The 26,243-nt window shown below is 46.8% G+C and carries 24 protein-coding genes and 1 tRNA gene; 12 read left to right on the top strand and 13 right to left on the bottom strand.

The window, feature by feature from the left end; all coding sequences use genetic code 11:
* Positions 1–172: 172 nt before the first annotated feature.
* From K0504_RS01420 to K0504_RS01400, 5 genes are all read left to right on the top strand, one after another.
* On the top strand, positions 173–1,324 hold the full coding sequence (locus K0504_RS01420; protein ID WP_220102352.1) for an efflux RND transporter periplasmic adaptor subunit: 1,152 nt from the start codon (positions 173–175) through the stop codon (positions 1,322–1,324).
* A gap of 10 nt (positions 1,325–1,334) precedes the next feature.
* Positions 1,335–4,496: an efflux RND transporter permease subunit gene (locus tag K0504_RS01415; RefSeq protein WP_220102351.1), complete on the top strand. Its 3,162-nt coding sequence runs from the start codon at positions 1,335–1,337 to the stop codon at positions 4,494–4,496.
* 203 nt (positions 4,497–4,699) lie between these two features.
* Positions 4,700–4,776, top strand: a tRNA-Ile gene (locus tag K0504_RS01410).
* A 203-nt stretch (positions 4,777–4,979) separates the two neighbouring features.
* The gene (locus tag K0504_RS01405; RefSeq protein ID WP_220102350.1) at positions 4,980–5,957 is read left to right on the top strand and encodes a thymidylate synthase; all 978 of its coding nucleotides are present in this window, start codon (positions 4,980–4,982) and stop codon (positions 5,955–5,957) included.
* Positions 5,954–6,904: an alpha-glutamyl/putrescinyl thymine pyrophosphorylase clade 3 protein gene (locus K0504_RS01400; RefSeq protein WP_220102349.1), complete on the top strand. Its 951-nt coding sequence runs from the start codon at positions 5,954–5,956 to the stop codon at positions 6,902–6,904. The genes K0504_RS01405 and K0504_RS01400 overlap by 4 nt, the downstream gene beginning before the upstream one ends.
* A 10-nt stretch (positions 6,905–6,914) precedes the next feature.
* On the opposite strand, the gene K0504_RS01395 is transcribed toward K0504_RS01400, so the two are convergent.
* From K0504_RS01395 to K0504_RS01365, 7 genes are all read right to left on the bottom strand, one after another.
* Positions 6,915–8,009, bottom strand: coding sequence for an ImmA/IrrE family metallo-endopeptidase (locus K0504_RS01395; RefSeq protein WP_220102348.1), 1,095 nt, complete (start codon positions 8,007–8,009; stop codon positions 6,915–6,917).
* 390 nt (positions 8,010–8,399) lie between these two features.
* Positions 8,400–9,974, bottom strand: a complete 1,575-nt coding sequence (locus tag K0504_RS01390) for a replication endonuclease (RefSeq protein ID WP_220102347.1) — start codon at positions 9,972–9,974, stop codon at positions 8,400–8,402.
* 242 nt (positions 9,975–10,216) lie between these two features.
* Entirely contained in the window at positions 10,217–10,450 is a 234-nt protein-coding gene (locus K0504_RS01385) for a DNA-binding protein (protein ID WP_220102346.1), read from the bottom strand.
* 269 nt (positions 10,451–10,719) lie between these two features.
* Positions 10,720–11,976: a TPR end-of-group domain-containing protein gene (locus tag K0504_RS01380; protein WP_220102345.1), complete on the bottom strand. Its 1,257-nt coding sequence runs from the start codon at positions 11,974–11,976 to the stop codon at positions 10,720–10,722.
* Positions 11,977–12,054: 78 nt separating this feature from the next.
* Positions 12,055–12,966 carry a hypothetical protein gene (locus tag K0504_RS01375; RefSeq protein WP_220102344.1) on the bottom strand — a complete coding sequence of 304 codons (912 nt, stop codon included), beginning with the start codon at positions 12,964–12,966 and terminating at the stop codon, positions 12,055–12,057.
* 58 nt (positions 12,967–13,024) lie between these two features.
* Positions 13,025–14,257 carry a site-specific integrase gene (locus K0504_RS01370; protein ID WP_220102343.1) on the bottom strand — a complete coding sequence of 411 codons (1,233 nt, stop codon included), beginning with the start codon at positions 14,255–14,257 and terminating at the stop codon, positions 13,025–13,027.
* A gap of 381 nt (positions 14,258–14,638) precedes the next feature.
* Positions 14,639–15,586, bottom strand: a complete 948-nt coding sequence (locus K0504_RS01365; RefSeq protein WP_220102342.1) for an SDR family oxidoreductase — start codon at positions 15,584–15,586, stop codon at positions 14,639–14,641.
* 262 nt (positions 15,587–15,848) lie between these two features.
* Between K0504_RS01365 and K0504_RS01360 the strand changes: the two genes are divergently transcribed.
* From K0504_RS01360 to K0504_RS01330, 7 genes are all read left to right on the top strand, one after another.
* Positions 15,849–16,730, top strand: coding sequence for an AraC family transcriptional regulator (locus tag K0504_RS01360; RefSeq protein WP_220102341.1), 882 nt, complete (start codon positions 15,849–15,851; stop codon positions 16,728–16,730).
* Between the two features lie 4 nt (positions 16,731–16,734).
* Entirely contained in the window at positions 16,735–17,103 is a 369-nt protein-coding gene (locus K0504_RS01355) for a DUF4345 family protein (protein WP_220102340.1), read from the top strand.
* Between the two features lie 132 nt (positions 17,104–17,235).
* Positions 17,236–17,448: a hypothetical protein gene (locus K0504_RS01350; RefSeq protein WP_220102339.1), complete on the top strand. Its 213-nt coding sequence runs from the start codon at positions 17,236–17,238 to the stop codon at positions 17,446–17,448.
* Between the two features lie 61 nt (positions 17,449–17,509).
* Entirely contained in the window at positions 17,510–17,836 is a 327-nt protein-coding gene (locus tag K0504_RS01345) for a hypothetical protein (RefSeq protein ID WP_225917891.1), read from the top strand.
* 222 nt (positions 17,837–18,058) lie between these two features.
* Entirely contained in the window at positions 18,059–18,418 is a 360-nt protein-coding gene (locus K0504_RS01340; protein WP_220102338.1) for a hypothetical protein, read from the top strand.
* Between the two features lie 33 nt (positions 18,419–18,451).
* Complete coding sequence (locus K0504_RS01335; RefSeq protein WP_220102337.1) at positions 18,452–18,628, top strand: hypothetical protein; 177 nt, start codon at positions 18,452–18,454, stop codon at positions 18,626–18,628.
* On the top strand, positions 18,625–19,089 hold the full coding sequence (locus K0504_RS01330; protein WP_220102336.1) for a nuclear transport factor 2 family protein: 465 nt from the start codon (positions 18,625–18,627) through the stop codon (positions 19,087–19,089). The genes K0504_RS01335 and K0504_RS01330 overlap by 4 nt, the downstream gene beginning before the upstream one ends.
* A 99-nt stretch (positions 19,090–19,188) precedes the next feature.
* Here the strand turns inward: K0504_RS01330 and K0504_RS01325 are convergent, their stop codons facing one another.
* The 6 genes from K0504_RS01325 to K0504_RS01300 form a co-directional block, all read right to left on the bottom strand.
* Entirely contained in the window at positions 19,189–19,545 is a 357-nt protein-coding gene (locus tag K0504_RS01325) for a hypothetical protein (RefSeq protein ID WP_220102335.1), read from the bottom strand.
* A gap of 124 nt (positions 19,546–19,669) precedes the next feature.
* Complete coding sequence (locus K0504_RS01320; RefSeq protein ID WP_220102334.1) at positions 19,670–21,229, bottom strand: ATP-binding cassette domain-containing protein; 1,560 nt, start codon at positions 21,227–21,229, stop codon at positions 19,670–19,672.
* On the bottom strand, positions 21,222–22,949 hold the full coding sequence (locus K0504_RS01315) for an ATP-binding cassette domain-containing protein (RefSeq protein ID WP_220102333.1): 1,728 nt from the start codon (positions 22,947–22,949) through the stop codon (positions 21,222–21,224). Before K0504_RS01315 ends, K0504_RS01320 begins: the two co-directional genes overlap by 8 nt.
* A 243-nt stretch (positions 22,950–23,192) precedes the next feature.
* On the bottom strand, positions 23,193–23,315 hold the full coding sequence (cydX, locus tag K0504_RS01310) for a cytochrome bd-I oxidase subunit CydX (protein WP_220102332.1): 123 nt from the start codon (positions 23,313–23,315) through the stop codon (positions 23,193–23,195).
* Positions 23,316–23,338: 23 nt separating this feature from the next.
* Complete coding sequence (gene cydB, locus K0504_RS01305) at positions 23,339–24,481, bottom strand: cytochrome d ubiquinol oxidase subunit II (protein WP_220102442.1); 1,143 nt, start codon at positions 24,479–24,481, stop codon at positions 23,339–23,341.
* Entirely contained in the window at positions 24,478–26,061 is a 1,584-nt protein-coding gene (locus K0504_RS01300) for a cytochrome ubiquinol oxidase subunit I (RefSeq protein WP_220102331.1), read from the bottom strand. Before K0504_RS01300 ends, cydB begins: the two co-directional genes overlap by 4 nt.
* Positions 26,062–26,243: the final 182 nt, after the last annotated feature.

Here is a 26,243-nt window from a genome sequence, read left to right as displayed (position 1 = left end):
TTTTAATTATAGTTAAAATAGAAAACACTAATCCCACACAGTTATTATGTAATTTTTACGCCACAGCAATACAAATTAATTACACCTTCTTACATTTTCTTAATCTTTGTATTACCAATTCCCGTTACTATGATGACAGGAAACAAATAATCACGCTTAGAGCCGACTAGTCATGAATAAAGCAAAATGGATGAAGTGGTTGCTGCCCGTTGCCGTATTAGGCATTGGTGCAGCAGGTATGGCCAGCATTAACGCCACAGCTGGTAAAACAGAGGAAAGTGAGCCTGTCGACACCCGACCTTCGGTACGAGTGATGGCGGCAACGTCTATCACCCATCAAGTAACAATCACCAGCTTCGGTGAAGTTGAACCGCTGGAAAAAACCATGCTGGCAGCACAAGTCGCTGGTGAGATTGTCAGTTGGAATCCGAAATTTGTAGCCGGTGGTTTGTTTAAACAAGGTGAATTGCTGTTCACCATTGAACAAGACACTTACCAAGCTGCTTTATTGCAAGCTCAGGCCAACTTAAGCCAAGCCAAAGCCGCATTGATTGAAGAAGAAGCCTTGGCGCAAGTTGCCAAGCGTGAAGCCGAGCGTTTATCCGATCGCAAAGTCTCCGATCTGTACCTGCGTAAGCCTCAGGTTCTCAGTGCCAAAGCCAACGTACAGTCGGCAACCGCAGCCCTGCGCCTAGCGGAGCGAGACCTTGCCAACTGTGAAGTCCGTGCGCCATACGACGCTCTGGTGATCAGTCGCGATCTAGGCGTTGGGCAGTTCGTTCATGCCGGCGACACCATTGCTGAATTGAGCAGTATTGAAACCGCTGAAGTGGTATTCCCAATCCCTGGCTTCGACAGTGCGTTTGTTCCTCTTGATGCGGAAGGCATTGCTGCCACCGTAACAACCCAGGGCCGCCGCAAAATCAGCCGCGAAGCCACCATCGCCCGAGATTTGGGTATTGTTGATAACGCCACCCGCATGAGCCATTTAGTGGTGCGCATTAACGACCCATACAGCCTTAATAGTGAGAAGCCTCCGCTTAAATTTGGTAGCTACGTTTCAGTCTCATTTGCCGGTAAACAGCTCGCTGGAGTTTTCGAAGTACCACAAGATCTGGTGAGTAATCGCATCCTATGGGTGGTTGATGACGAAATGAAACTCCAACCAAGAAATGTAAATGTGTTGCGCGAAGAAGGTTCGATGTTCCTGATTGATCAGGGCCTTAACGAAAATGATTCTTTGGTCATGACGCCGCCGGAATACCCGCAAACCGGCATGGAAGTCAAAATCATCGATTCAGATACAGAAGTAGCGCAGCGCTAAGGATCCGATCATGGCTGAACCGACACCAGAACAACAAAGTACTCGAACGGGGTTGATCGGATACTTCGCGCATAACTCTGTAGCGGCGAACTTAATGATGTTTTTCATCATCATTATGGGCATCGTCAGCTACATGACGATCCAGCGCCAAATGTTCCCGAACATTGAATCCAACTACATTCACATTTACAGCACTTATCCTGGAGCCTCGCCACAAGAAATTGAAGAGAGCATTCAGATTAAAATCGAAGAAGTGCTCAAGGACGTGACCGAAATTAAGCGCGGCATTTACCGTGCTTGGCGCAACGGCGGTCGGATTACGCTGGAAATTTTTCCAGATAAAGATCTGCCCGAAGTACTCGACAAAATTAAATTACGGGTTGATGGTATTGCCACCTTCCCTGCGGATATGGAGCCGGTCACCATTACACAGGCCGAACGGCGTCAGGATATTATCGAGATGTCGTTGGTTGGAGACTTTCCGCTAACCGAGCTCAAACCGATGGCTCGCGATGTCAAAGATGAGTTGTTGCAGCTTGGCAATGTCTCTCTGGTCGATTTAAGCGCACCCGATGATGAAATCGCCATTGAAATTCAGCCCGACGTGCTGCGCAAATACAACCTAACGTTGCAGGACGTCTCGCAGGCGATTGCCAAATACTCCGCTAATTTCTCGGCTGGCCAACTAAGAACCGATTCTGGCATCATTTCCGTACGGGTAGAAAACCAGTTCTATCGTGGCCATGAGTTCCGCAACATCCCCATTAAAATCGGGGCTAACGGTGCCAAGGTACTGCTTAAAGACATTGCAGTGATTAAAGATGAGTTTGCCGAAGGTGAGCACTACTTTAAGTACAGCGGTGAAAACGCCATCTTCTTGGCGGTAAAAGCCACCAAAGACCAAAACATGGTGCCCGTTGCCGAGTCCGTAAAGAAATACATTAAGCAGCGCAATGAAACCCTGCCCCAAGGCATGGAATTGAAGATCCTGGTCGACATGACGTATTACCTCAATGCGCGTCTCGACATGATGCTCAAAAACTTGGCGCAAGGCTCCATTCTTGTGGCCATCATGCTGAGCTTGTTCTTACGCTTCCGCTTGGCATTTTGGGTCATGGTTGGCTTACCGCTTTGCTTCTTGGGCGCGGTCATGCTCATGCCAGTATTCGGCGTTAGCATCAACATTTTAAGCCTGTTCGCCTTCATCATGGTACTTGGTATCGTCGTTGATGATGCCATTGTGATAGGGGAAAGTGCCTACACCGAAGTGGAGAAAAAAGGCGGCGGCGTCGACAACGTCGTGCGCGGCGCTCGCAAAGTGGCAACACCAGCAACCTTTGGTGTACTCACCACCATTGCCGTATTCGCACCATTTACACTGTCAAGCGGCCCAGAAGGCACCTTTTTCTACAACATTGCCATTGTGGTGATCTTGTGTCTGGCCTTTAGCCTGATTGAATCTAAGCTAATTTTGCCGGCTCATTTGGCCCACACCAAGTTCCCTCCAATCAAAAAAGGCGGCTGGCGTGATCGCTTTAATACACGCTTCTTTGGTTTTGTGAACGGCCGTTATAAGCGTTTTGTGACCCGTTGTACCGAATGGCGCTGGTTGGTGTTTGCTAGTTTCATAGCCTTACTCACCATCAGTTTTGGCTTGGTTTCGGCCAATTATGTGCGCTTCGTACCAAGCCCGAAAGTCCCTCACGACTTCCCAAGTATCTCCATTGAGATGAACGAATCAGTGTCCGATGAGCAGACCATTTATGCCCTTCGTACAATTGAATCGACCATAATGGCGATTGAAGAGCAAACCAAGGCAGAACATGGTCAAGGAATGATTCGAGACATCCTCGCATTCAACGATGGCCGCACCGAAGCACGCTTAGTTGTGCCTTTGGTCGATGAGGAGCTGCGCCCATTTGACACCTTCGAGCTTGCTCGACGTTGGCGTGAAACCATTCCTCCCATCGCCGGTATGAAATCTTTTACCGTATACGATGATGTGAATAGCGGCGGCGATGATGGCGAGTTTGCTTACGTATTGTTCGGCTCAGATATTGACACCTTAAATGCCGCAGGGCGCGAGTTCATCGCCATGCTCCAGCAACAAGAAGGCTTGTTCGACATCAGCTCCACTATCGATCCAGCTTCAAAAGAAGTGCAATTGCGCCTACGCCCTGTTGCTTATGACTTAGGGTTAGATCTGGCGACCATTGCCGCTCAAGTGGGTACCAGCTTCTACGGTGGCGAAGCTCAGCGTGTGTTGCGTGACGGAGAAGAAGTGAAGGTGATGGTGCGCTACCCTCGCCTGACCCGTGAAAAGCTAGCCGAGCTGAAATATGCCGTCGTCACTACGCCGACCGGAGAAGAAGTGATGCTCGGTGATGTCGTCGAGCTCATTGAAAAACCGGGTATTAGCTACATTCGACGCGAAGGTGGCTTCCGCAGCGTTTACGTATGGGGCAACATCGACGAAGAAGTCGTCGAGCCGAATCAGGTGGTTAGCGATATTGAAGACAACCTGTTACCGAAACTTACCGATGACTTCCCCGAAGTGAAAACCGAACTAGGGGGCTCGATTGAAGAGCAGCAATCACAGCAGAATGAACAAATGCTGTTCTTCATTGCCGGTATGATCATGGTGTATGTATTGCTGGCTGTGCCGCTTAAAAGTTACTTCCAGCCCATCATCATTATGTCGGTGATCCCGTTTAGTTTAACCGGCGCGATTTGGGGCCACTTCTGGTTTGGTATCGACATGAGCATGATGTCGACCTTCGGCCTAATTGCCGCAGCAGGTGTTGTGATTAACGACAGCTTGGTGATGACCGATTATGTCAACCAGCGGCGCGCTGCAGGCGTGTGCATTCGAGAGTCAGTCATTGAAGCGGGCTGCGCTCGATTCCGCGCGATTACGTTGACGTCAATCACCACCTTTGCTGGGGTGCTACCGATTATGTTCGAAACAAGCTTGCAAGCCCGTTTCGTCATCCCAATGGCCGTAGCGCTTGGCTTTGCGGTGATGTTTGCCACCATCATCACCCTCGTCTTAGTACCTTGCTTGTACTTAATATTGGATGATTTCGGTGCTATGGGGCGTGCTGTGATCCGGCGTATCAAGCCAAGCAAGCTAGCAAAGCCAGAGCAGCCTGCGATTGAAACTAACCAATAGTGAATCGATTTGCCCCTGCGCGATAACCGCAGGGGCTATCACCCAACAACTCAATAAAACAGCTCAATTTTTCAGCAAAAAGACATGATTTGCCGCGCTTGTTTGATAAAGCCTAACTAGGCCCTAGACAGTCAGCGGCACTGTTCTTATAATCGGCTCCACTTTGTAACAGCGCGCCCGCGCAATCCGTTGCAAATTGTACTGGCCCCATAGCTCAGTTGGTTAGAGCAGTCGACTCATAATCGATTGGTCCCCCGTTCAAGTCGGGGTGGGGCCACCATTTAAAATCAATAGGTTACATTAACTCCACAGCCACAGCCTCACCCCAATGTTTTTCTATGTAGCAAATATGTAGCAACGAATTCTATTGGTTGAGCTCCAACTTTGATCTAAAACTCATAATTCTTAACTAGCATAGCTTTGTTAGCGACTGTTCATGTTAGTCTTCAAACAGTTACCGCTTATATAGTGAATGGATTTGCTATGCATATTTTGGCCCCTACTCTCGATGACTTGCTATATGACACGTTCACATACGTTTTAGAAAACGGACAACAGATAGAGTCTACAAAGGGTGATAATCAGGAAGTAAGAGGTTGCCTCTTAACCCTTAAAAATCCCCGCTCACGGATTAGCCGATCTGAAACAAAAGGAACCATCTTTAGTTGCTTAGGAGAACTTTTCTGGTATTTGTCAGGACGAGATGATGCCGAAATGATTAGCAACTATATAAGGAAGTACGATAGCTACAAAGAGCAAGATGGAACAATACATGGAGCCTATGGGCCGCGATTCTATGGTATGCATGGTAAGTTTGATCAAATTCGATCTGTTATCAGGCTACTAAAAAGAAAACCAAAAACGAGGCAGGCTGTAATTCAGCTATTTGATGCTTCAGATATACATAAGCAATACAACGATACCCCCTGCACCATTAGTCTTCAGTTTATGATCCGCGATGAGCAACTTCATATGTTCACAAATATGAGATCAAATGATGCATATAGAGGATTGCCTCATGATATTTTTGTATTTTCAATGATTCAAGAAATCATAGCCAAGGTCTTAGGCTATGAACTTGGAGAGTACAATCACTTCGTGTCTAGCTTGCATGTCTATGACTGTGACTTACCTAATATTCGGGCATTTCTTAGCGAGGGTTTTATGCCCTCGAAACCGATTATGCCACCAATGCCAGAAAGTAATTTTGGACAAACGAAAGCAACTCTTCTTGAGCTAGAGGAAGCAGTGAGAACCAACCCCTTCAGCAACATAGAAGACTCGGACCTGCCGAGCTATTGGCTGGATATGATCCGACTACTCAGATATTACCACTTGTCAAAGCTTGAAGACCCTCGAACCACACTAGAAATGGAAATCTGTTTAAGCCATATAAAAAACCGTGACTATGAAGCATTTATAGAAAGGCGTAGAGCTAGACTGGAGGAAGAGTGCTCATGACGATGCGCATTAGAAACAATACACTTTTTAATAACTTTAAAACTAAGCTCGACTGTTACTCTAAACAGGAACGCACTCTCGAAGGTCTTCAAACCATCGACAGCTTGGAAGTTTTGAGCTGCCAACTTGTAGACAGCGTGAGGAGAGTAAACTATTTAGCTGCCATTGCTAATCGCCCCATATCTGATACTCGAAAGAACCCCAACAGTTCAATTTTTGATCCTTTGAGAGCCGCAGTACTGCATCTAAACGATGGAAACTTTGATGAAGCTTGCTGGTTAGTATTTTTGTCAACTCATTTTGGCAAAAACATTGATACTGGATGGCAGCTTTGCGCAGATATTTACTCCTGTTACGGAGGAGATGAGCTTTGGAGTTGGCAAAACATTACCGATGATTTCCAAGCTTTTGCAGCTTGGTACCAAGCAACAATTCCGAATATGCTTTTAGATGGAATCAAAAGAAAATTTGGAAACCACAGAAAATATGAAACTCTTCGTATTGATAGCCACCGCTCTACATTACGAGTCTTAAGAAGCTACGTTGAATGGGTAGGAGGGACCAGAAGCCATGAGGTCAGATTTAATGAGTGCGGAAACATTGAAGATCGTTATGCGCTCTTTGATAACCTTTACGCATCACTCAAGTCAGTGAGCTCCTTCGGTCGAACTGCCAAATTTGATTACCTTACTATGCTTAATAAAGTAGGGATTATCGACATCGAGCCAGCCAAACTATACCTAAGTGATGCGACTGGTCCAAAACAAGGCGCTAAGCAACTTTTTTTTGCAAACCCCAACCGAAGTATCACCAACTTAGAGTTAGAGAGTAGATGCGTTGAGCTTGCTGATTACCTACCGATAGAAAAACTAAAAATGCAGGTTCTAGAAGATGCTCTTTGTAACTGGCAAAAATCTCCAGAAAACTACAGGTATTTCGGAGGGTAGCACCTCCGAATTATATCTCTGTTGAATTGATTTGAGACCATTTGTATCTGGTCTTCAACTTATTTAGGTATTTGTAGCTAATCAGGCCCTTATGTTGAAGCTGCCCCAACAATATACCCGGTGATGTTCCGACTCTTTTTGCTAACCTTACGAGTTTTATCCAGTCTTTCGCTCTGAGCTTGTACAGCTCTTTCCTATAGTGTTCAGGAACCAGTATATTCTCTGCAAATTCATTTGCTTCTTTTTCTTCTAGCTCATTAACCTCAAAGTTTCCTTCTAGCCTCACTCTTTGTTTATCATGCATCAATACGTGACCGATCTCATGAAAGAATGTGAACCAAAACTGATCGTCGGTTAAATACCTGAAACTCATCGACACGATCGGAGAACCCGACTGAGTATAATGTGTTGCTCCGCTCGCTCGGCATTTTTGTGGCGTTTTACTCACAGTAAAGTAAACGCCACAAAGGGCTAAAGTTTCTCGCACTTTGGGAATAAAAATTTGGGGACTTTTTACCAGAGTTAATTTTCTTAGGTTATCCAATTGATTATTTAAAAGTGAAGGGTTCCACTTTTCAATACTCATCTTTTCTGTTTGAACCTCTGCCATTCTCAACCACGACAAAGCTGACATTGGCTCAGTATCAAAAGAGTTGGAAGTTCGATAGGCAACTTCTTGGTGCTTGTAAAGATACTTTTCTTCCCATGCATCAAGACAATCAACATCAAAAAAATTCAAGCAGCTAGTTAGCTTTTGTTTGAGGTTAAGCCGTTTGGGTATCCATCCGCCTTTGACTAAATCGGAAGTAGGAAGCGACTCAAGCCATATAATTTCGTCTCTCGAAAGGGCGCTCTCTCGATGACGATATAGGCATTCTCTATTAATCCAAAAAGCAGGAGAACAGTTAAACAAGCTAGCCAACCTCTCAGCTAACTCTTCGCCGATAGATACTTTCCCTTCTAAAAGTGCCATCCCCTTCGATTCGCTAAGACCTAAGTTATTACAAAGCTCCTCTATCGATAGACCATTTTCATCCATCAAGTCGAGCAAGGTATCGGAAGGAGTAGACACCCAAGTAGGATTAAATTGAGCAGAGCTAATCATAGCTTTCCTATTTGAACCAGCTTAATGCGACGAACCTTGAGCCAATCCACATTATCAGTATTGGCCACAGTGGGTATTTTCAAATGACCGACTTCGAAAACAATTTGAAGGTCAGTGAGTAGATCAATGACCAACATATCACCATCAGGACTACATTCAATTCTAGGGTTCCCAGCAGGGACATCTGTATATGAATTAGCCGCAACTAAATCAGATAACCGATTCCTTAATTTCCGCGCAGCAATTACTCCCAGCAATAATTCCGCTTCTTTGGGATCCTCACACAGAGAACGTAAGTTTTTGGTAGAAAAAGATACTTCCAATTCTAGTTATAAGTGACTTTTTTCGCCAGACTACCATAAGCCGTACACTTATTCACAGAACTCCAAGCTAAAGGGCTTTTGGCCCTTTAGAAACCAACTGCCAATCAAACAGACGGGTTATCACTTCCCGCCCATCAACGAGAAGTCCTTTGAGGCGCATCAGCAATCCATCTCCAAAAGCGTTGCCTTTGCATTCACCGGTTTTTTCGTCAACTACGAGCTTGTATAGGATTCGTATAGGGCGGTTGGATGGTTTGCACCATATCCCTCCCATTTTCTGAATGAAGGCACTCCAATTGCCAGAGTCAGCACAATCGAATATTGCTATTAACCTCTCATCAATCAATTTGTTTCGCTTTAGCCTGCGGAGCTCTCGCCATACAGTTACCGAAGCTCCACCGATTTGCTGAAATTGGCGAATTGCCCAGCATGATGCCCATGCATCTACGCGAACTGCGGCTTCTAGCGGCGATTCGCCATATACGCCCTCATCCAAATGCTCGCCATCAATATTCTTCGAAACGTATTTGGCAATGTAGCCTGTTGCACTACCCTTATCAGGATCGATTTCAACAGCCTTGAACCGATGCTCTACCGCCCCTGATTCATTACCATCAATTTCAAAGCAATACTGTTTACAAATATCAAGCAAACGACGTTTCAATTCAGGCTCAACAAACAGCAACAAATGCCAGTGAGGAGTTCCATCATGGTGCGGCTCTGCAACTCGAAAGCCATAAGGCCGAATACCTTCACGGTTCCATTGGGCACGAACCCGAGCAAACAGGGTGCACAGGTATTGCTGCCCCTCATAAGGAGTTGAGCCATCCCACTTTTCATTGCGTTGCCCGTTGAAGCTATGACAAGCATGAAACCTTGATGGGCAGGTGAAGGTTAGAAAAACTCCCGAGTGACCATGCTCTTCAGAAAGCTCTTCGAAGCCTCGCATTCGCATCATCAGCTCAGCTTTGCGAATAGCTGGATTCGATACATTTTTTTCTTGCAACTCTTTGAGAGTGAACTCCTGACCGAGTTGATTCATCACAACCGTGCTGGACAGTAATTTGTCTTGATAGGCCTTCTGGTTCAGTCGGTTTCGTAATGCAAAATCGCTGGCATAAATGCCTTTGAATTTGTTTACGAAGCCGAGTATCTGCGCAGCCGTTTCAACATCTGTAACGTAACGACGTCGAAGCTTGCGCAGCCACCACCCGTAGTTGCACATGCGTTTGATTGCGCCCTCGATGTAAGCTAGGTCTAATCCCGTTAACGTAACAGGTACTGTACCCGTTAACGGGGAATTAGCTGAAGGTGCATTTATTCTGAACCCGTTAACGTAACGAGTCATAGCTTTGAGTTGTTCGATTGTTGAAAGATTCGAGTACTCCAAGCTTTGGCAATATTGTGAGCGCCTTTTCGCTTTTTCTCGAAGCTCTTCTTCGCTCACGTCCAAACGCAAAAACTCGGGACGAATCCCGAGCTTTTGCGCCACTTCCTTGCGTCGACGAAGCAGAGTCAAATTGGCTAAGCGGCGACTCGGCTCATATTTATAGTCGCAAATTAACTTTGCGCGAAAAGCGAGTGGAAAAGCGCCAAGTAAATCATCAACAAACTTTCTATCCTGGGAGTCAATTTCCGGCATTGAGAGCCTCCCTGCCACTGGTAGTTAGTTGGAAAGACTCCCATCTAATCCCGTAGGTGTACTCACTTTCACAGCGTAAATACCCAAATCTCTTCAGATCCCATAGAGTTTTAAGATGCAGCCCTTTCCGAAGCTTTCCCTTTATCGCCCATTCTCCAAAGCTGGCACTTGGCTCTGTGCATATAGAAACGATCGCTCCATTAGCAATATCTTCAAGCAATCGTTTTTTGGCGCCAGTTAGTTTAAGCATTGCGCCCCCCTTGGAACTGACCCAAATGCTCTAACCGCTGAAAGGAAGACAGCCAATTATCTAAGTCACCTTTCATATACCGAATAGAGCGGCCAATCTTGATAAACGGGGGAGCCGGGGTGCGGTTCAAGCGATTGCCGTCCATGCGGGCTTGGCGCAGGAACGAACGGCTCATACAGATGTAATGTGAAGCTTCTGCTTCAGTAAGAACGTTTTTGGTAGTCATTGAAGAACTCCATGAGTGAATGAATGTCATGGAGGATTGAAACCTACTGCAGAGACCACAATGATAGTTTCAGTGCAGAAATGTCATTTGGAGTGCATCAATGATACTTTGTATTGGCGTCCAGTATTTAAAATGCAAGAAGGCCGCTGAGTTCAGCGGCCTTCTAAAAATTGTATTATTCGAACCTCAGTCAAAGCTAAAAGTCAGCCCTACACCCAAGTTTCGTCATTTCGGAAAGTGTTCATGGTAAATCTCCTTTGATGTACTAACTATACAAGTAAATTTTCGCCTTCACCAGAAAATTTCTCCTCAAACCTGTTTTTAAGCTTTTGTCTCACAAACTTTAGATCTGGGTCCTTCTTAGACACCAACAAGTATCGAGGGTTCAACCCACAAGCTTCATCAATCTCAGCAAAAGCCTCTTCAGCTCTCCCCAAAAGAGATAAGTAACACGCAAGATTGAAGTGTATACGAGCTTTTTCGGTCTTGCTATCTAAGATTTTAAAAACCTCTAAGGAGGTTTTCAGCTCTGCAGTGGCCCTTTCCAACAACGATGGACATTTTTCTAATTGCCATTTACGTTTATAGACCAACCCAAAGAAAAGTGAAATACGCACCGATAAGCTCAATGTCTCTCTTGTAAGTTCCCCGTCATCATTAGTCATGATGTTCAACTGCTGCCTTAAAGTATGAACCTTTCCTAAGCTAATCGAAGCATAGCGCTCCATCTCTACTATGTACTCATGAGCCAAAAGTCCCATCTCTTGATTTGGGTCTCCACTTTCTATTTCCTTAAGTGAGCGCTCTAGCTTCGGAATCAACATATAAGCTCTTGTTATGGTTGATTGAGCGACCAATAGGTCTGCTATCAACCTGTTTTTCAACTCTAGCTGATTGATATCATTTGCTCTCTCAGTTACCTCTAGGCTCTTTTCGTTCAGCCGAGAGAGTTTCTCTAAGTATAAATCATGTAGTTCATTGAATTTAGAATTCTGCTTATGAGTCACCCAACCCAGCAAAGCAACAGCAGCGACAACTACAGAGAGAATAGTCAATGAGATTGAAAGATAGTGCCCCAGTGAGCGCTCTAGATGGTAAACATCTCTTTCGACAGCAATAAGTTTAGACTCAACGCCCCTATTTCCAGTTTCAAAAGTTTGATTACTTGTGTTACCTGTCGAACTCGGTTGAGACTTAGGGGGGCTTCCTTCATTAACGTTGACAAAAAGTTGCAAACCACCTAATTCGGCCTTGATTGGGAGTTCTTCTTTCCGAGGAGTGCTGCCCACATCAATCCAAGCAGGCTCTTCACTCTCGCTTGGGCTGGCCGTTAATTCGATGGTTGAGCGAGACGTTTTATCTACTCTGTAGTCGGTAGAGTTGTCAGAAGAGGAGCTAGCTCCAGCTGTCTCTATTGAACCACCTTGTATACTGGCAGTACTTTTTATCTCGATCGGCGGCACGCTTTCACCAGAACTAACTTCACAGCCGAAGAGAACTAAAACGATTAAAAAATTCCATCTCATTACTTATTTTTACCTTTTACATCAATTGATTGATAACTCATCGATGTATAAAAATACCAAATCACTTTGCTGCAAAATCTATTGTGTTTTTGAAGCGATATTCCTGCGAACTTCAGCAATATGATTCCTTAATGTGCCAAGCCGACAATGCCTCTCTGGCTGCTCAGCAAAAACATCCCGCCACACCAGCACGTCATTAACATAATCGAGCAATATAGCTTCAGTGTCGAAAATTCTATCATCTTCCTCCTGAATAACTTCTTTACTCAAAATTCGTAGTACCTGCTTCGGTTTCAACGTTCGGTCATGATCGAGAATTCTTGCTAGAAGCTCATGAAACTGATTTGCAAATTCAAATGATGTTTGGGAAGAGCGTTCGTTGCTATTCGCTTCTAAAGTTACTGAGCTTTCAGAAGAGTCTCCTTCAAACCCCATAAGCTCTTGAAGGTTTTCATGGGTTATACAAATTTCACTCAAGCTGTAACTCTCTCCGATAAACTTAGCTTTCCAGCTTGGAGCTTTACCATCTCTCGCTATCGCGTCCCATATTTCCGCTTCAGTGCCCCCATTTTCAGGAATTATTTTGTGGTGCTCTAAAGCAAAAAAATCATCGCCCTCAATGTCCTCAGGATCTTTTTCTACCCAACCTCTTATGTGACGATTGGGGGGGTAAACAACCTCAGGGCAAACAGTATCAATAAACTCTATCCGCTCTCGTTCTTTCAAAAATAGGATTGTACTTTGAGCTTCTCCCTCTTTTAACAGCTCCACAGAACGCCACTTAGGTAGCTCTACAAGGCCATCATAAAACACACAAGCATGACCAAAAAATATAGGCTGTTGATATGGATCACCAATAAAAAAAGTGCCCTGCGTTCGGTAAAAGAGCAAAGGTATATGCCCACGCTCTATCCAGTATCGAATATCCTCCAGCTCGATTCCATAAAGACGCTTAAGTTCACTTGCGCGGTAATACTCTCTATCTAGCATGACTTCATACCTTCCCTGTGTTTAGTCATTTTAACGAACGTCAATTGAATCAACGGAGCTAAAGTAAACTCACTGCCGCAGCTTTATGCTCGGGCGCAAGGTGCGCATACCTAAGTGTCATTTTCATATCTGCATGGCCTAATAACTCTCGCACTGTATTCAGATCGACTCCTTTCATCACTAATTTACTTGCAAAGTGGTGACGCAAATCATGAAAGTTAAATTCAACAAGTTCTGCTTGCTTTACCACTCCAGCCCAGCCCTTTTTGATATCGGTTAGCGGCTTGCCTTCAGCTCCTTCGAAAACATAAGTTTCGGATGATGTTTGCTTACGCCAATCTTTTAACATTTCGAGCACGGTTAGGTTTAACGGGATATGACGCCCCTTGCCTGATTTAGCAGTACCGCTTTTTACTTCCAAACTAGGTATGGATAAATCGATTGCACTCCAAGTTAGTTGGAAGATTTCTCCTCTACGCATTCCTGTGTTCATGGCCAGAAGAACAATAGGCTCAATGTGATCTGCAAACCTGAATTGCCGAAGATTGGGCAGCAACTCTAAATGACGAACCCTTCTAAACTCGTTGGCACTTTCACGTTTAGACTTCATTAACAGGTCGCGTTCTTGCAGCGCTGCTAACAGTCTTTTTTCTTCTCTGTCAGACAGGTATTTAACCCTCGTATTGTCAACCTTTAGCGCTTTTACTTTACCTATTTCATGCCCTTCAATTAGTCCCCAATCAACCGCACGGCTCATCGCGCCCTTCAAGGTGCTGATGTAGTAGTTAATTGTCGCGGGAGCCATTCCCTCTTTTTTACGCTGAGCACGCCATTTTTCCAAATCCCAAGCTGAGACTTTGGACAGTTGTTTGTCAGCAAGAAAATCAAACGTATTGGTGAGTACATGATTAATCTTCTCTGCCGTTTTTGTGCCTTTTGCTAGCAGCCACGGATAATACTTGTGTTCAACATACGTAGCGAATCGAGTAAGCTTTTCTCGTTCCTGTGTCTGCTTGTTTTCTTTTTTAACTTCCTGAACATCAACTCCAGCAGCGACTTCACCAGCTTTAAGCTTTGCTAAATCTCTTGCTTGGGCAGGAGTGAGAGCACCATGGCGGCCAAGTAGGAAGTTCACCTGCTTGCCATCAAGGCGATAATAGAGGTAATAGCTAATTGAGCCCTTTGGGGAGATTCGAGCGTGAAAACCCTTGAGCTCCGAGTCATTCAATCGGCGATCTTCGGGCTTTAGTTTTCCGATGCTCGTATTGGTTATTTTTGCAGTGACTGGCATTCTGGTGTAGCAAATATGTAGCAGACTGAGTAAATCTCAGGATATTCGAAAGAACACCAATGAACAACATAAATAACTTAAAATAATTTATTTTCATATAGTTAATAGTAAACTTTTGTTTATCACTGTTCATTGGAGATCATCAAAAAACACCCAAAAAAGCCACTCATAATCGATTGGTCCCCCGTTCAAGTCGGGGTGGGGCCACCATTTAAAATCCCAGCCACTCACAAAATAAAACTTAAAATAATTCAGCCTATTACATTCATGCTTGAGTGACGTTCTGGTATTTCAGTCTTTCTTGATACATTCATTCGCACGCGGTACGCCAACAATAAGCCGTTCAACGGCATGTTGTTGTTTTGCATAGGTTCGCCCAAGTTACAGCGGCCACGTCAATGACGTTTTTTGCTCAGATAGGGCCCAGAGTTTAATCGCCATTTCTCTGTCGAGGGCAATACCATCGAGCGGGCACTCACCAACGGCGCCAACTGTCTGCGCTCGTTTCGTTGGGCCATATAGGGCTTCCGGCTGCAGTCCTTGCTGAGTTGCGCACATCACTTCAGGCCATGCGCCCTTCTCAGCAGATTGTGCAATCAAACGCGATAAAATAGACCATAGGATCTTGTTGAACGTGCTGGCCGTGTCCATCAACAAGTTGGTGCGCGAGGCGCCCGGATGGCACACCAACACTTGAACCAACTTACCCGCAGTCTGAATGCGGCGTTGCAACTCGTAGGCAAACATCATTTGCGCTAATTTGCTTTGAGCATAAGAGTCCCAAGCCGTATATTTTTGATCGAAATTTAGGTCGTCAAATTGAATTGTTTTCCGCCCCATTTTGTAGGCATTACTGCCAACAACCACAATTCGACCGCGCGATGCGTCAATGCGCTCATACAATAATCCACACAGTAAAAAATGGCCGAAATGGTTAACCCCCAGTTGGCTTTCAAAACCATCAACAGTAATGCATTGTTTGGCTACCTGCGCGATGGCTCCATTACAGATCAGCGCATCTATGTGTGTCACAGTTTCGAGTAAGTCCACCGCTGCTTGCCGAACGGAGCTCAATTCGGCGAGATCCATTTGCACAAATAGCACATCCGCAGCATTGCCAAATTCCTGTTTCAGCAGCGCAATGGCAGCAATTGATTTCGCAGGGTTGCGATTCATCATCACTACTTTGGCACCCTTTGATAAAAAGATTCGCGCAGCCTCAAAACCAGTGCCTGAATTAGCCCCGGTGATGACATACGTTTTACCTTCAAGAGAGCCGATATATTGTGGTGACCAACCAGTTGCACTAAATCGATTTGGCTTCGCCATGATTCAAATTCCTCGTGTTGTGTGCTCATCCCATCGCAACGAGTCATCGAACCGCGCTCGATTCATGCAGACAGCACTAATTCAACTGACGTGAGGTTGCCCTCCCGTTGCTTAAATTCAATATAAATCTCAGCAATAAGCAGAACTAGGCGACATAATCTTTAAAACATGCCTATTTGTATCAGCAGATTGAGACAACATATTCGCAATGCTAACTTGGCAACATGTTTTATTAAGCCTCTGACTCACTCGGACAAGCGTTATGAGCAAACAACGGATCAAGCAATTGATTGACCGCCGCGTCACTGACGATGGCATGATTGAAACGGGCATACCGGGCGTGAAGTTATTTCGGGTCTCTAGCCCCGTTCGCTGTGCACCCGCAGTCTACGAACCCACCATTGTGGCCATCGTAAACGGGGCAAAAGAAGCCATACTCGATGGCAAACATTATGTTTATGACAGCAATCAGTACATGTGTTGTTCGATTTCCATGCCGGTTGAAGCGGGCACGCCCACGGCCTCAGCAGACAACCCGCTGCTAGGCGCTTATATATCGCTCGATACCAAGGTGATGACGGAGCTATCCATTGAAATGGAACGGACGGCTAGCGCCATTCGAAGCCCTCAAGGAGGCCGACTCCCGCCTGGATTTGCCCTCGCCCATTGGGATCAAGGCTTTACCGACGCACTATTGCGCCTGCTGCAATTGTCCGACGATCCGGCAGATACTGCCGTACTCGGCGATGGCAGATTGCGGGAATTTTATTATGCGGTGCTAAAAGGAGCCGCAGGCGAATCAGCAAGGCGCGCGTTTGGCGTGGGCAATGAAATTGCTCGGTCGATTGAGTATTTGTCGGCTCGTCTAAATGACGTTGTCACCATCGAAGACATGGCTGCACAGGTTGGCATGAGCCGAGCCGTGTTACACCGAAAATTCAAGGAAGCGACCTCGATGTCGCCTATTCAGTTTGTTAAGTCGATGCGGCTTAATACCGCGGCCATGAAGATTGCTAGCGGCATGAATGTAAGCTCGGCGGCATTGTCTGTCGGTTATGCCAGCTCATCGCAATTTAGCCGAGAGTTCAAACGTCTGTATGGGCAATCGCCCAAACAGTGGAGCCATGCGAACTACTTGAGTTAAGACCATGACAGAGAGCCCCTACCTACTAAAATTCATCGGCGCAGCTTTGATTATTGTTGGCATCCTGATGGCTACATTCCCCGAGCTTGTCAGCAACAAACCGGTCCCCACAGACACGTTTAAAGCAGTGGAACGGCGCATATGGTGGGGGTTGTTGATTGGCATAGGTCTTTTATTACAATTTCATCATCAGCTAATCCCGTGGCAAACAACCGTTTCGGCTACCCTCGCATCTTTGTTGGTTGGTTTATTGATCGCCCGATTGATTGGAATAGCTTTGGATGGCTCGGTCGCCAAACAATGGTTCAATGTTGGCATCGAACTCGTTCTATTAGCACCTCTGGTGTGGTGGTACTTTAGTGTTCGGAGCTAATAGCCACTTGCCTGCAAGAATGACCGCCATTTGGCAAAACTAATGGATTTAATCGCTGTTGTTGTTGCCGGTTGATATTGGTTACCATGCTAATCAACGCATTGGCTGTTTAGCTAAAAAAGGAATTTTGGGATGTCGATTAATGCGGCTCTGTTGGGTCAATTCATCTTAGTATTGGCAATTGTTATGGCTGTTGCCTGCTACTACCTCGGAAAAAGAAAAACAAACACCCCTATTCTCGTCTCTGTAATTGGTTTTATTAGTGCCACCGTGCCGCCATTAGCGCTTATCTTTTTAATGCTGCTGGTGCTGAAAAATGATATTCCATCAAAGCAGAACACCTAACCATGTCAGCGCCGAGCGACATTGCTCGCTTACCATTCTCGTGCTTCAGTAGGCTTTCGGTATGTTGAGGTGTTTGTTACTTTTTATCGGATGGTCTTCCATCGTCGGAAGCATTGGCGATGGTGCTCTAGGGCTTTATGCATTCTGGCTGGTCATGTCCTCGGCAGAGCTCAATTTTACCCTGTCGCTCGATGCATTTTTATCGCAATACGTGTCGTTTATTTATTGGGTAAAGCAGGTCGCCTTTTACGTCATGCCCAAGACAATTGCCCATTGGTTATTCGGCTTGCCCGCATTAATTTACTTTCCGTTGCGAATCCTAATGAGCCTTGTCATTGGTTGGTGGGCTTTAGCTCAGGTCAAAAAAATTGATATGGGCAACGGTTAGTGCATTATCAGATTTTAGGTTTATGATTTACAACACGAATTAGATAACACAAATATGCTGTTATAGTTGCTACTGATTATCCACAGAGACGATCACGCAACACTGCTAACGCGAGCGAGAATAAGGATTGGTTCGAATGCAGCTTCAACGCCCCCACTCCTTGTATCAATTGCCACGTAATAAACGAATCATCTTCGGCCTGAACGTTATGGCTCAAGTTGTATGGCAATGCTCGATCACACACAACTCAAACTCGGGGGGAGTATGGGGTTACTCGCTATATTATTGGGCGTCGCGTTGCTCTGCATGCTGGGGTTCTACAAACATATTGATTACTTTAATCAGCTCACTGCGTCACTGGCACGCAGAGGCTTCAATATGGCCAAATTCTCAACGAGCTATTTTGATTTTGGCTCTAAAGGTTGTTTAAAGAAGCTCAGGAAAATTGAATCCATTTTCCATGGTAATTTCACCAATCAGGAACGCGCACTCGTATCAAAATGCAGGTGGGCATTTCGACTACAAGTTATTCCAATTATGCTGTTATTAGGCTCCACGGCATTGGCCTTGATCGAGTCTTAGCCATAACAAAACATGCCATGCAAAGGATTGCTCATGCAAAAAATCGTTGAATTTAAAACTCGTACCTTTTGGTCCAGCAGCATTGATGTTGATAAGTTGAATGACACCATTGTTCAATACAATCAGCAAGGCTGGCTCGTTAGCCAAATTCAGCCGTATTCAAATTTTTGTGGTTTCGTTTGTGGCTATGTGTTGTTGGAGAAAAAATGACTGCCCGCAGCGATAAAGCGCGCCAAAAAGGAAACAAGATGAAGGCTACCTTCAGCCTACTCGCCGCAACGATAATAGTTTTCTGCCAAACGGCACTGGCAACACCTAACAGCAGCGTTGTTGAACGCTTTGTTAACGCGTTTAATGAGCGGGAAGTGACTGCCATGCTCGCTTTGACGACGTCAGATTTACGCTGGATGACCATTACCGGCGAACAACTGTCGACCGAAACCAACAGCCAGCAACAGCTGCAAGAAGCCATGCAAGGCTATTTCAACAGCGTCCCGAGTGCCCGCTCTGCCATTCGCAGCATTGAACAATCTGGCCCTTTTGTTTACACCGTAGAACAAGCATTTTGGTCCGTTGATGGTGTAGAAAAAAGCCAGTGCAGCTTAGCCGTCTATGAATTGACTGCGTCCCTTATCAAGAACGTTTGGTATTTTCCATCCCACGCTTGCTAACGCGTATTTTCCGATGACAAAAAAGCCATGCGACTCTAGATATAGAGTCAAAGCATGGCTTTTCGTTAGCAAAATAATGAATTAGAGCAACGTTTAGCGCTACAAAATGCCTTCAACATAGCCGTAGCTCGTCACTACATCGCCACTGACCAACACACTCAGCATTTTATGTTTCGGCTCAGCTGGTGTTGTCATATCTTCTAGCAGCGCATCTGATTTTTGCTCTTTGGTTTGTCCGCTCGCCAGAAAATAGAGCCATTTTTCATGGGTTTCGGAAATCATCACCTTGCTGTACGGTTCGCCGAAAAGAGAAATGAGGCCAGAGGTTGTGGTTTGGCCTTCGGTAATTTGGCTAATTTTATCTTCGGAAAAGTCATTTCCAACCGAATAAGAATGAGAACAAGCAACAACAGACGCCACCAACAAGCTCAGCAGCAAGGTTTTTATCATCGTCATAACAAGATCCTTTGACACAGTTTTATGGGAAGCATTGGGCTGAAATCAGATGCCCTGACACCAGTGTAGTTTCCTGTGATGAATTTGCTTGCTGGCTTGCTCAGTTAGCGAGCAGCAGGCGCAATTAGTCCAATGAGATTTCAACATCGGCTAATGCGCTCGCAGGCCATTGATGTGATGCAACCACGATTAAATGATTCGATTTGTGGTGATTTAACGCAGCCAATAATGCTTCTCGGGCAGCCTGGTCAAGCCCCTCAAACGGTTCATCCAGCAACCACACTGGCGCGCCCAGCAACATGGCCCGAGCAACGCCTAATCGCTTTATCTCGCCGCCAGAAAGTTGCCGACCACATTCGCCGACCCAGTCATCAAGGGCTTCGGCCAATGAACCCAAACCAACTTCCGATAGCACGGCCATCAATTGCTGGTCGCTGGCGTTAGGCGCGGCCAACAACAAATTTTGTCGCAAGGTGTCGGACAACACGTAAGGAAACTGTTCGACATAATGCAATCGACGAGCCCGCTGTTGCCAACTTTGCTTGGTCACCGATGTGCCATTTAGCGCCAATGCCCCGCCTTGCTCAATCAGGCCCGCCATTGCTAACAGCAACGAACTTTTCCCTGCTCCCGAACTGCCCTTTAGCCAGACAAGCTGTTGGCCAGTTAAGTTGATTGAAACAGGCGCGCCTGCCACGTCTGAGTAGCGCCATTGGAATTCCCGGAGCATTAAGCTATTTACTGGTGAGTTAGCCGGTTCAATCATCTGCTCTGGCTGTTGGTCGGTTTCGGCAACATGAGCCGTTGTGGCAAGCCGCCGCTTCGATTGGCGCCCAGCAACCAAGGGCATCAGCGCGGCAAATGCCAGTCCAAACCACTCTGGCGCAGCAAGTAAGGCAACCACAAACAACATGGTTAGCGCGTTGGCAGTCGATCCGAGGCTCCATAAAAACAGGAGTAGCACAGAGCCTGACAACAGCACGAAGGCTGCTTCATAAAAACCTTGGCGGAGTCGGAATTGGCGCTGCAGCAATTGCCACTGACGGCCATCCTGTATCGATTGATGTAAGCCACCGATCGCTTGCTGAGACCAAACTGGCGCCAGCGACAACTCATTTTCCAACAGGTGGCGCCATTGTCGCTGAACGCTTTGTGTTTGTTTCATCCATGGATCTAACCAAGCGCGATGACGATGGAGCATGAATCCAGCGGCTGCCAGGACGACCAACCAGCCGACAACCCCAGAAGGTAACAACCACCACAACAACACAGCAACGACTAACGACACCAGCAACCCAGCCATGAGCGGGTGCCAACCTGCCAACGCCAAGTTACCTACCTGATTAATATCATGGCTCAATTGCTGCAACTGTTCCGCTCGCACGGAAGCTGTGTCGGGGCGCTTTAAAACCGCTCGAAACAAGCGCATACGCAGCTGCTGTAAATCATCTAACAGTACCGCGTGGCCCACAGCTTTTTCACCATATCCAGCAGCAATACGGGTGATGGCCAACATACGAATGGCCGCTGCAGGCAACAAGTAATTGAACCCAGCTATCGCTTGAGGCAAGCCAGCCAGCGCACACGCTGCAATAAACCAGCCCGACACTAGCAACAAACTAATCGCGGCTAGCGCATTGACTAAGTTAAGACTCCAAGATGCCGCGCGAAGCGTTCTACTCATCACAACCCCCGCCGACAGAGTCGCCACTGATTGAGTCCATCACCTCCAATTGACGATTGTCGATACGCCAATGCTGATCGAACCAGGCTGCGGGCAATGGCTTATGACTCACCCAAATCAAGGTCTTGCCTTGCAGTTGATGGTTTAACAATTCAGCCAATTGATGATGCTGCTCTTGGCACAAATGCGCGGTTGGTTCATCCAGTAATATCACGGGATTGGCATGCAACAGGGCCCGCGCTAACGCCAGCCGATGCAGTTCACCGCCAGATAACGGGGGCTTTTGACCTAGTTCGGTATCGAGCCGCTGCGGCAATTCCTCGATGCGCTGCGTTAATTGCACCTGCGAGAGCGCCTGCCACAACGCATCATCAGTAAGTGCATGGCCTAAGCATAAGTTTTGTCGTACTGAGCCTGAGCCAATCACCGCCCGTTGCCCCAACCAGCTCACAGAACATGGTTCTAGCGCAGCGAGTGAATCTGAGCACTGTGTATTGTCGCCCTGCACGAGTGGTTTTACGTGTTGCTGACCGAGTAACGCTTCAAGCAGTAGCGTTTTACCGGCGCCCGAAGGGCCACTGAGATTAATGCGCATCCCTTGTCGCAAGTGAACCGCTGGCAGTGTCAGCACCACTTGTTGTTGCGCAAGCAACTGGCTCGGCGGCCAATTCAGCGGCAACGCCTGCGCAATCGGTTGTTGGTTTTCAAGCGCCAGAACCGGCTTTAGTTCGGCCGCAGCCCCAATGGCTTCAGATTTGGTGTGGTAAAACCGCCCTAGCAACTTTAGTTCGCTGTAAAAAAGCGGCGTGATCAGCAGCAAGAACAAGCCTTGTTGAAAATCAATGGGGCCTGACCAGCCCACCAGTTGAATTTCGCCCAGCAAACTAAAACCAACAAATACGGCTACCAACGCCACCGCCACGGTGGCAAAAAAATCCAGCACCGAGCCAGACAAAAATGCCATCCGCACCACATTAAGAGTCCGTTCGTTTAGCTCCTGACCGGCGCAATCCAGCGCATCAACTTCCTTCTCTATGGTGCGATTTTTAGATTGAAATAACTGCAATAAACGACGCCCGCGCAAACGGTCCAAAAATCGGTGACTGAGCCGGTCAATCGCTTGAAAATGCTGTCGGTGAGCCGATGCCGCGCCCATCCCGGTCAGCCACATGAATACGGGAATAAGGGGCGCCGAAATCATAAGAATCAGCGCAACCCAAGGGTTAATCGCCAACGCGGTAATCAACACAATGACAGGGGCAATGGAGGCCAACTTGCGTTGGTTTAAGAAGTCGACGTAAAAATCACAAATCACGCTGATCCGATCAATGCTGCAGGCTTGCCAATGGGCGACGGGTTGCTGTCGGATCAGTGCCAAGTTGTGTTGCCGCAATACGCGAGCTAAACGATCTTGCAGGCGTTCGAACAACGTTGACTGGAACGCCCCGCCTGCTCGGGCTTTAGCGAAGGTCAGCATCGATTGGCTCAGCAGCGCAGCACCAGTAATACCAAACTGAGTGAGAGGCGGCTGATTACCGTCAATAATGAGCTGATGGAGAATTAACGTAAGCCACCACATCAACACCAGCTTACTGACAAATAAGCCAAGGCTGATAAAAAGCAGCAGCGACTGTTGCTGGTGAAGCGGTTTACCTTGAGCGGTCAGCCATTGATAAAGCTCGCGCTCATGTTCAGCGCTGAGTGGTTTGCGTAACTGCATTTAATTCCAAGTCAATTTGATGTTGCATGGGTTGAAAGACGATGCTTTTGTCCTTAATGACGCCAACATAATTGAACCTAACGACCACCCATGGTCCGTTCACCGATTGCTCCTGCATAAGTGAACATACCGACCATCCCTGCTCCGTTCACCGATTGCTCCTGCATAAGTGAACATACCGACCATCCATGGTCATAAAAAAGGCCGGAGCTTGGCCCGGCCTAAATGAGGCTAACTTTCAACTTAGTGAGGCTCAACGTCGTTTTGAGGCCGATCCATGTCTTCGGTTGATTCCAGCCACAGCGCATTAATAATGCCGAATGAACAGGCCAGCAATACGCCTAAAATCCAAGTGAAATACCACATATTTTTCTCCTTATCCCACGGTTTTAGTACAGCGCATGGCTGCTGTTTGATTCAATATCAGCCGCTTTCAAACGGCCCCGCATGACGTAAAAGCTCCAGCTGGTGTAAGCCAAAATGATCGGCACAAACACCATCGCGACCCAGAACATGACGTTCAGCGTAAGCTGACTCGAAGTCGCATCCCAAATGGTCAACGACGCATTAAGCTGGGTGGTACTTGGCATCAAGAACGGAAACATCGAAAAACCCGCCGTTAAAATAATGCCAGCAATACTCAATGAACTGGTCAGAAAGGCCCAGCCGGACGCGTTACGCAATGACAGTAATGCTGTGGCAAGAGCCGCTCCAATACCCAGAACAGGCGCAATCATCATCCACGGATAAATGCTGTAGTTCGTCATTAGGCCATTTGGTGCCACCTCAACAGTTTTCAGCAGCGGATTAGAAGGCGCCGATGGGTCGATGGCCGAGGTAATGATGTAGCCGTCAAGACCAACATGTACCCACAAGCCCGCTAAACCAAACAGTGCGGCGGTTACAACACCAAGAATCGTTGCCACTTGTACCGAGCGTTGGTACACCATATCGGTCGTTTTTAGCTGCAACCAAACGGCACCGTGCATCAATAACATGCTGACGCTCACCAACCCTGCCAAAATGGCAAATGGGTTGAGTAGCCCGAAGAAACTACCGGTGTATGTGGCTTTTAGGTAAGCATCAAACTCAAACGGTACACCTTGTAGCAAGTTGCCAAAAGCAACACCGAAGATCAGTGCCGGCACTAACCCGCCAGCAAACAGCGCCCAGTCCCAGCCACTACGCCAACGCGGATCTTCAATCTTGCTGCGAAAATCAAAGCCCAGCGGGCGCATCCATAATGCCGCCAAGGTCAGCATTAAGGCGAGGTAAAAACCGGAAAATGCGGTCGCATATATCAATGGCCAAGCCGCAAAGATGGCGCCGCCGGCAGTGATAAACCAAACCTGATTACCATCCCAGTGGGGGCCGATGGTGTTAATCATCACCCGCCGTTCATTGTCGGTGCGGCCCACCAAGGTCAGTAGCGCACCCACACCCAAATCAAAGCCATCGGTGACAGCAAAGCCAATCAATAGAACACCAACCAGCACCCACCAGATTAGTCGTAGCGTTTCGTAATCCATTATGCTTTCGCTCCTTCTGTGGTCACTGAAGTGTCAGCAACGGTTGGTCGTTCTCGGCTGGTATCGCCACTGTGTTGTGGCCCTTTTTTGGCAAACTTAACCATTAATCCAAAAGCAATGATGAACATCACGGTGTAGAACACGCCGACAGCAACCAATGAAATCACAAGATCGCTCACGGCTAAGTTAGACGCAGCAGTATGAATCGGTAGCACTTCGGCAATAGCCCATGGCTGTCGGCCATATTCAGCGACGAACCAACCGGCTTCACAGGCAATCCATGGCAATGGCAAGCTGTACAGCGCCACTTTTAGGAACCACTTAGGCTTGTCGATTTGGTGGCGAGTACTGAGCAAAAATGCGTAGGCAAAAATAATCAGCATTAAAAAGCCGCTGGCGACCATGATCCTAAAACTCCAGAACATGGGCGCAATGTTGGGCAGGCTATAGTCTGCCGCCGCATCCAACTCAGCTTCCGTTGGCGCCGCCATATTTTGGGCAAATGGCTCTAACAGCAAGCCGTAACCCAACGACCCCTTAATTTGGTCAAACAGCAAGGATTCTTGCTCGTTCAGCCCAACATCTTGGCGCTTTTTGAGCAGCAGGTAGGCTTCGGCGCCTCGAATGATTTTGTCGCGATTTTGCGCCTTTAAGTCTTTTAATCCGGTTACCGGCTCATCAAATGAGCGGGTCGCAATAATGCCCATCAGATACGGGATTTTCAGTGCAAAATCTGTGGTTTGTGTTTCCTCATTGGGGAAGCCAATGATCGTAAACGCGGCCGGAGGTTCATGGGTTTCCCACTCGGCTTCAACGGCAGCTAATTTGACCTGCTGCACATCACCCATTTCATAACCACTTTCATCGCCCAGCACAATCACCGAGAGCGATGAGGCCAGACCAAAACAAGCCGCAATAGCAAAGGAGCGGCGAGCAAAGGCAACGTTTTTGTTCTTCAGTAAGTAATAGGACGAGATGGCCAGTACGAACATGGCACCGGTGACATAACCCGCAGACACGGTATGCACAAACTTCACTTGCGCCACCGGATTAAAAATTAACTCTGCAAAGCTCGCCATTTCCATGCGCATGGTGTCGGGGTTGAATTCAGCCCCTAACGGGTTTTGCATCCAGCCATTGGCAATCAAAATCCACAGCGCGGAGAAGTTACTACCAAACGCCACTAGCCAAGTCACCATGAGGTGCTTCACTTTCGACATTCGATCCCAGCCAAAGAAAAATAACCCGACAAAGGTAGATTCGAGGAAGAAGGCCATTAACCCTTCAATGGCCAGCGGTGCGCCAAATACGTCACCGACATAATGGGAATAGTAAGACCAATTCATGCCGAACTGGAATTCCATGGTGATGCCCGTGGCAACACCAATGGCGAAGTTGATGCCAAATAACTTGCCCCAGAATTTGGTCATTTCTTTGTAGATTGTCTTGCCTGTCATCACATAGACAGATTCCATGATGGCAAGCATGAAGGTAAGACCTAGGGTCAAGGGGACAAATATAAAGTGGTACATGGCTGTAAACGCAAACTGAAAGCGCGATAGCTCGACAACAGTTTCATTCATTACTCAGGCTCCCGTAATACAGCATGCACTGAACAACACGTCATCCAATAACATTGCTGCGACGAACCGGTTCGGAAAGGTTCGGTGTGATTCGAAAAAACAGCCTTAACATTAGCATTCGCTAATTAACTTTTCTCAACAATTTAGTGACAACATTGCATTTTTTTTAGACTAAGGCGGCA

It is taken from the genome of Neiella holothuriorum (assembly GCF_019457915.1).
Lineage (GTDB): Bacteria > Pseudomonadota > Gammaproteobacteria > Enterobacterales > Neiellaceae > Neiella > Neiella holothuriorum.
This window is presented reverse-complemented; position numbering and strand designations above follow the sequence as displayed.

Coding starts and splice junctions, on each gene's coding strand:
- K0504_RS01330 (WP_220102336.1), top strand. CDS start 18,625: ATGACTGCCCGCAGCGATAAAGCGCGCCAAAAAGGAAACAAGATGAAG.
- K0504_RS01325 (WP_220102335.1), bottom strand. CDS start 19,545: ATGACGATGATAAAAACCTTGCTGCTGAGCTTGTTGGTGGCGTCTGTT.
- K0504_RS01300 (WP_220102331.1), bottom strand. CDS start 26,061: ATGAATGAAACTGTTGTCGAGCTATCGCGCTTTCAGTTTGCGTTTACA.
- K0504_RS01385 (WP_220102346.1), bottom strand. CDS start 10,450: ATGACTACCAAAAACGTTCTTACTGAAGCAGAAGCTTCACATTACATC.
- K0504_RS01335 (WP_220102337.1), top strand. CDS start 18,452: ATGCAAAAAATCGTTGAATTTAAAACTCGTACCTTTTGGTCCAGCAGC.
- K0504_RS01420 (WP_220102352.1), top strand. CDS start 173: ATGAATAAAGCAAAATGGATGAAGTGGTTGCTGCCCGTTGCCGTATTA.
- K0504_RS01370 (WP_220102343.1), bottom strand. CDS start 14,257: ATGCCAGTCACTGCAAAAATAACCAATACGAGCATCGGAAAACTAAAG.
- K0504_RS01355 (WP_220102340.1), top strand. CDS start 16,735: ATGACAGAGAGCCCCTACCTACTAAAATTCATCGGCGCAGCTTTGATT.
- K0504_RS01340 (WP_220102338.1), top strand. CDS start 18,059: ATGGCAATGCTCGATCACACACAACTCAAACTCGGGGGGAGTATGGGG.
- K0504_RS01380 (WP_220102345.1), bottom strand. CDS start 11,976: ATGAGATGGAATTTTTTAATCGTTTTAGTTCTCTTCGGCTGTGAAGTT.
- K0504_RS01345 (WP_225917891.1), top strand. CDS start 17,510: ATGTTGAGGTGTTTGTTACTTTTTATCGGATGGTCTTCCATCGTCGGA.
- K0504_RS01320 (WP_220102334.1), bottom strand. CDS start 21,229: ATGAGTAGAACGCTTCGCGCGGCATCTTGGAGTCTTAACTTAGTCAAT.
- K0504_RS01415 (WP_220102351.1), top strand. CDS start 1,335: ATGGCTGAACCGACACCAGAACAACAAAGTACTCGAACGGGGTTGATC.
- cydX (WP_220102332.1), bottom strand. CDS start 23,315: ATGTGGTATTTCACTTGGATTTTAGGCGTATTGCTGGCCTGTTCATTC.
- K0504_RS01405 (WP_220102350.1), top strand. CDS start 4,980: ATGCATATTTTGGCCCCTACTCTCGATGACTTGCTATATGACACGTTC.
- K0504_RS01400 (WP_220102349.1), top strand. CDS start 5,954: ATGACGATGCGCATTAGAAACAATACACTTTTTAATAACTTTAAAACT.
- K0504_RS01350 (WP_220102339.1), top strand. CDS start 17,236: ATGTCGATTAATGCGGCTCTGTTGGGTCAATTCATCTTAGTATTGGCA.
- K0504_RS01365 (WP_220102342.1), bottom strand. CDS start 15,586: ATGGCGAAGCCAAATCGATTTAGTGCAACTGGTTGGTCACCACAATAT.
- K0504_RS01375 (WP_220102344.1), bottom strand. CDS start 12,966: ATGCTAGATAGAGAGTATTACCGCGCAAGTGAACTTAAGCGTCTTTAT.
- K0504_RS01315 (WP_220102333.1), bottom strand. CDS start 22,949: ATGCAGTTACGCAAACCACTCAGCGCTGAACATGAGCGCGAGCTTTAT.
- K0504_RS01390 (WP_220102347.1), bottom strand. CDS start 9,974: ATGCCGGAAATTGACTCCCAGGATAGAAAGTTTGTTGATGATTTACTT.
- K0504_RS01395 (WP_220102348.1), bottom strand. CDS start 8,009: ATGATTAGCTCTGCTCAATTTAATCCTACTTGGGTGTCTACTCCTTCC.
- K0504_RS01360 (WP_220102341.1), top strand. CDS start 15,849: ATGAGCAAACAACGGATCAAGCAATTGATTGACCGCCGCGTCACTGAC.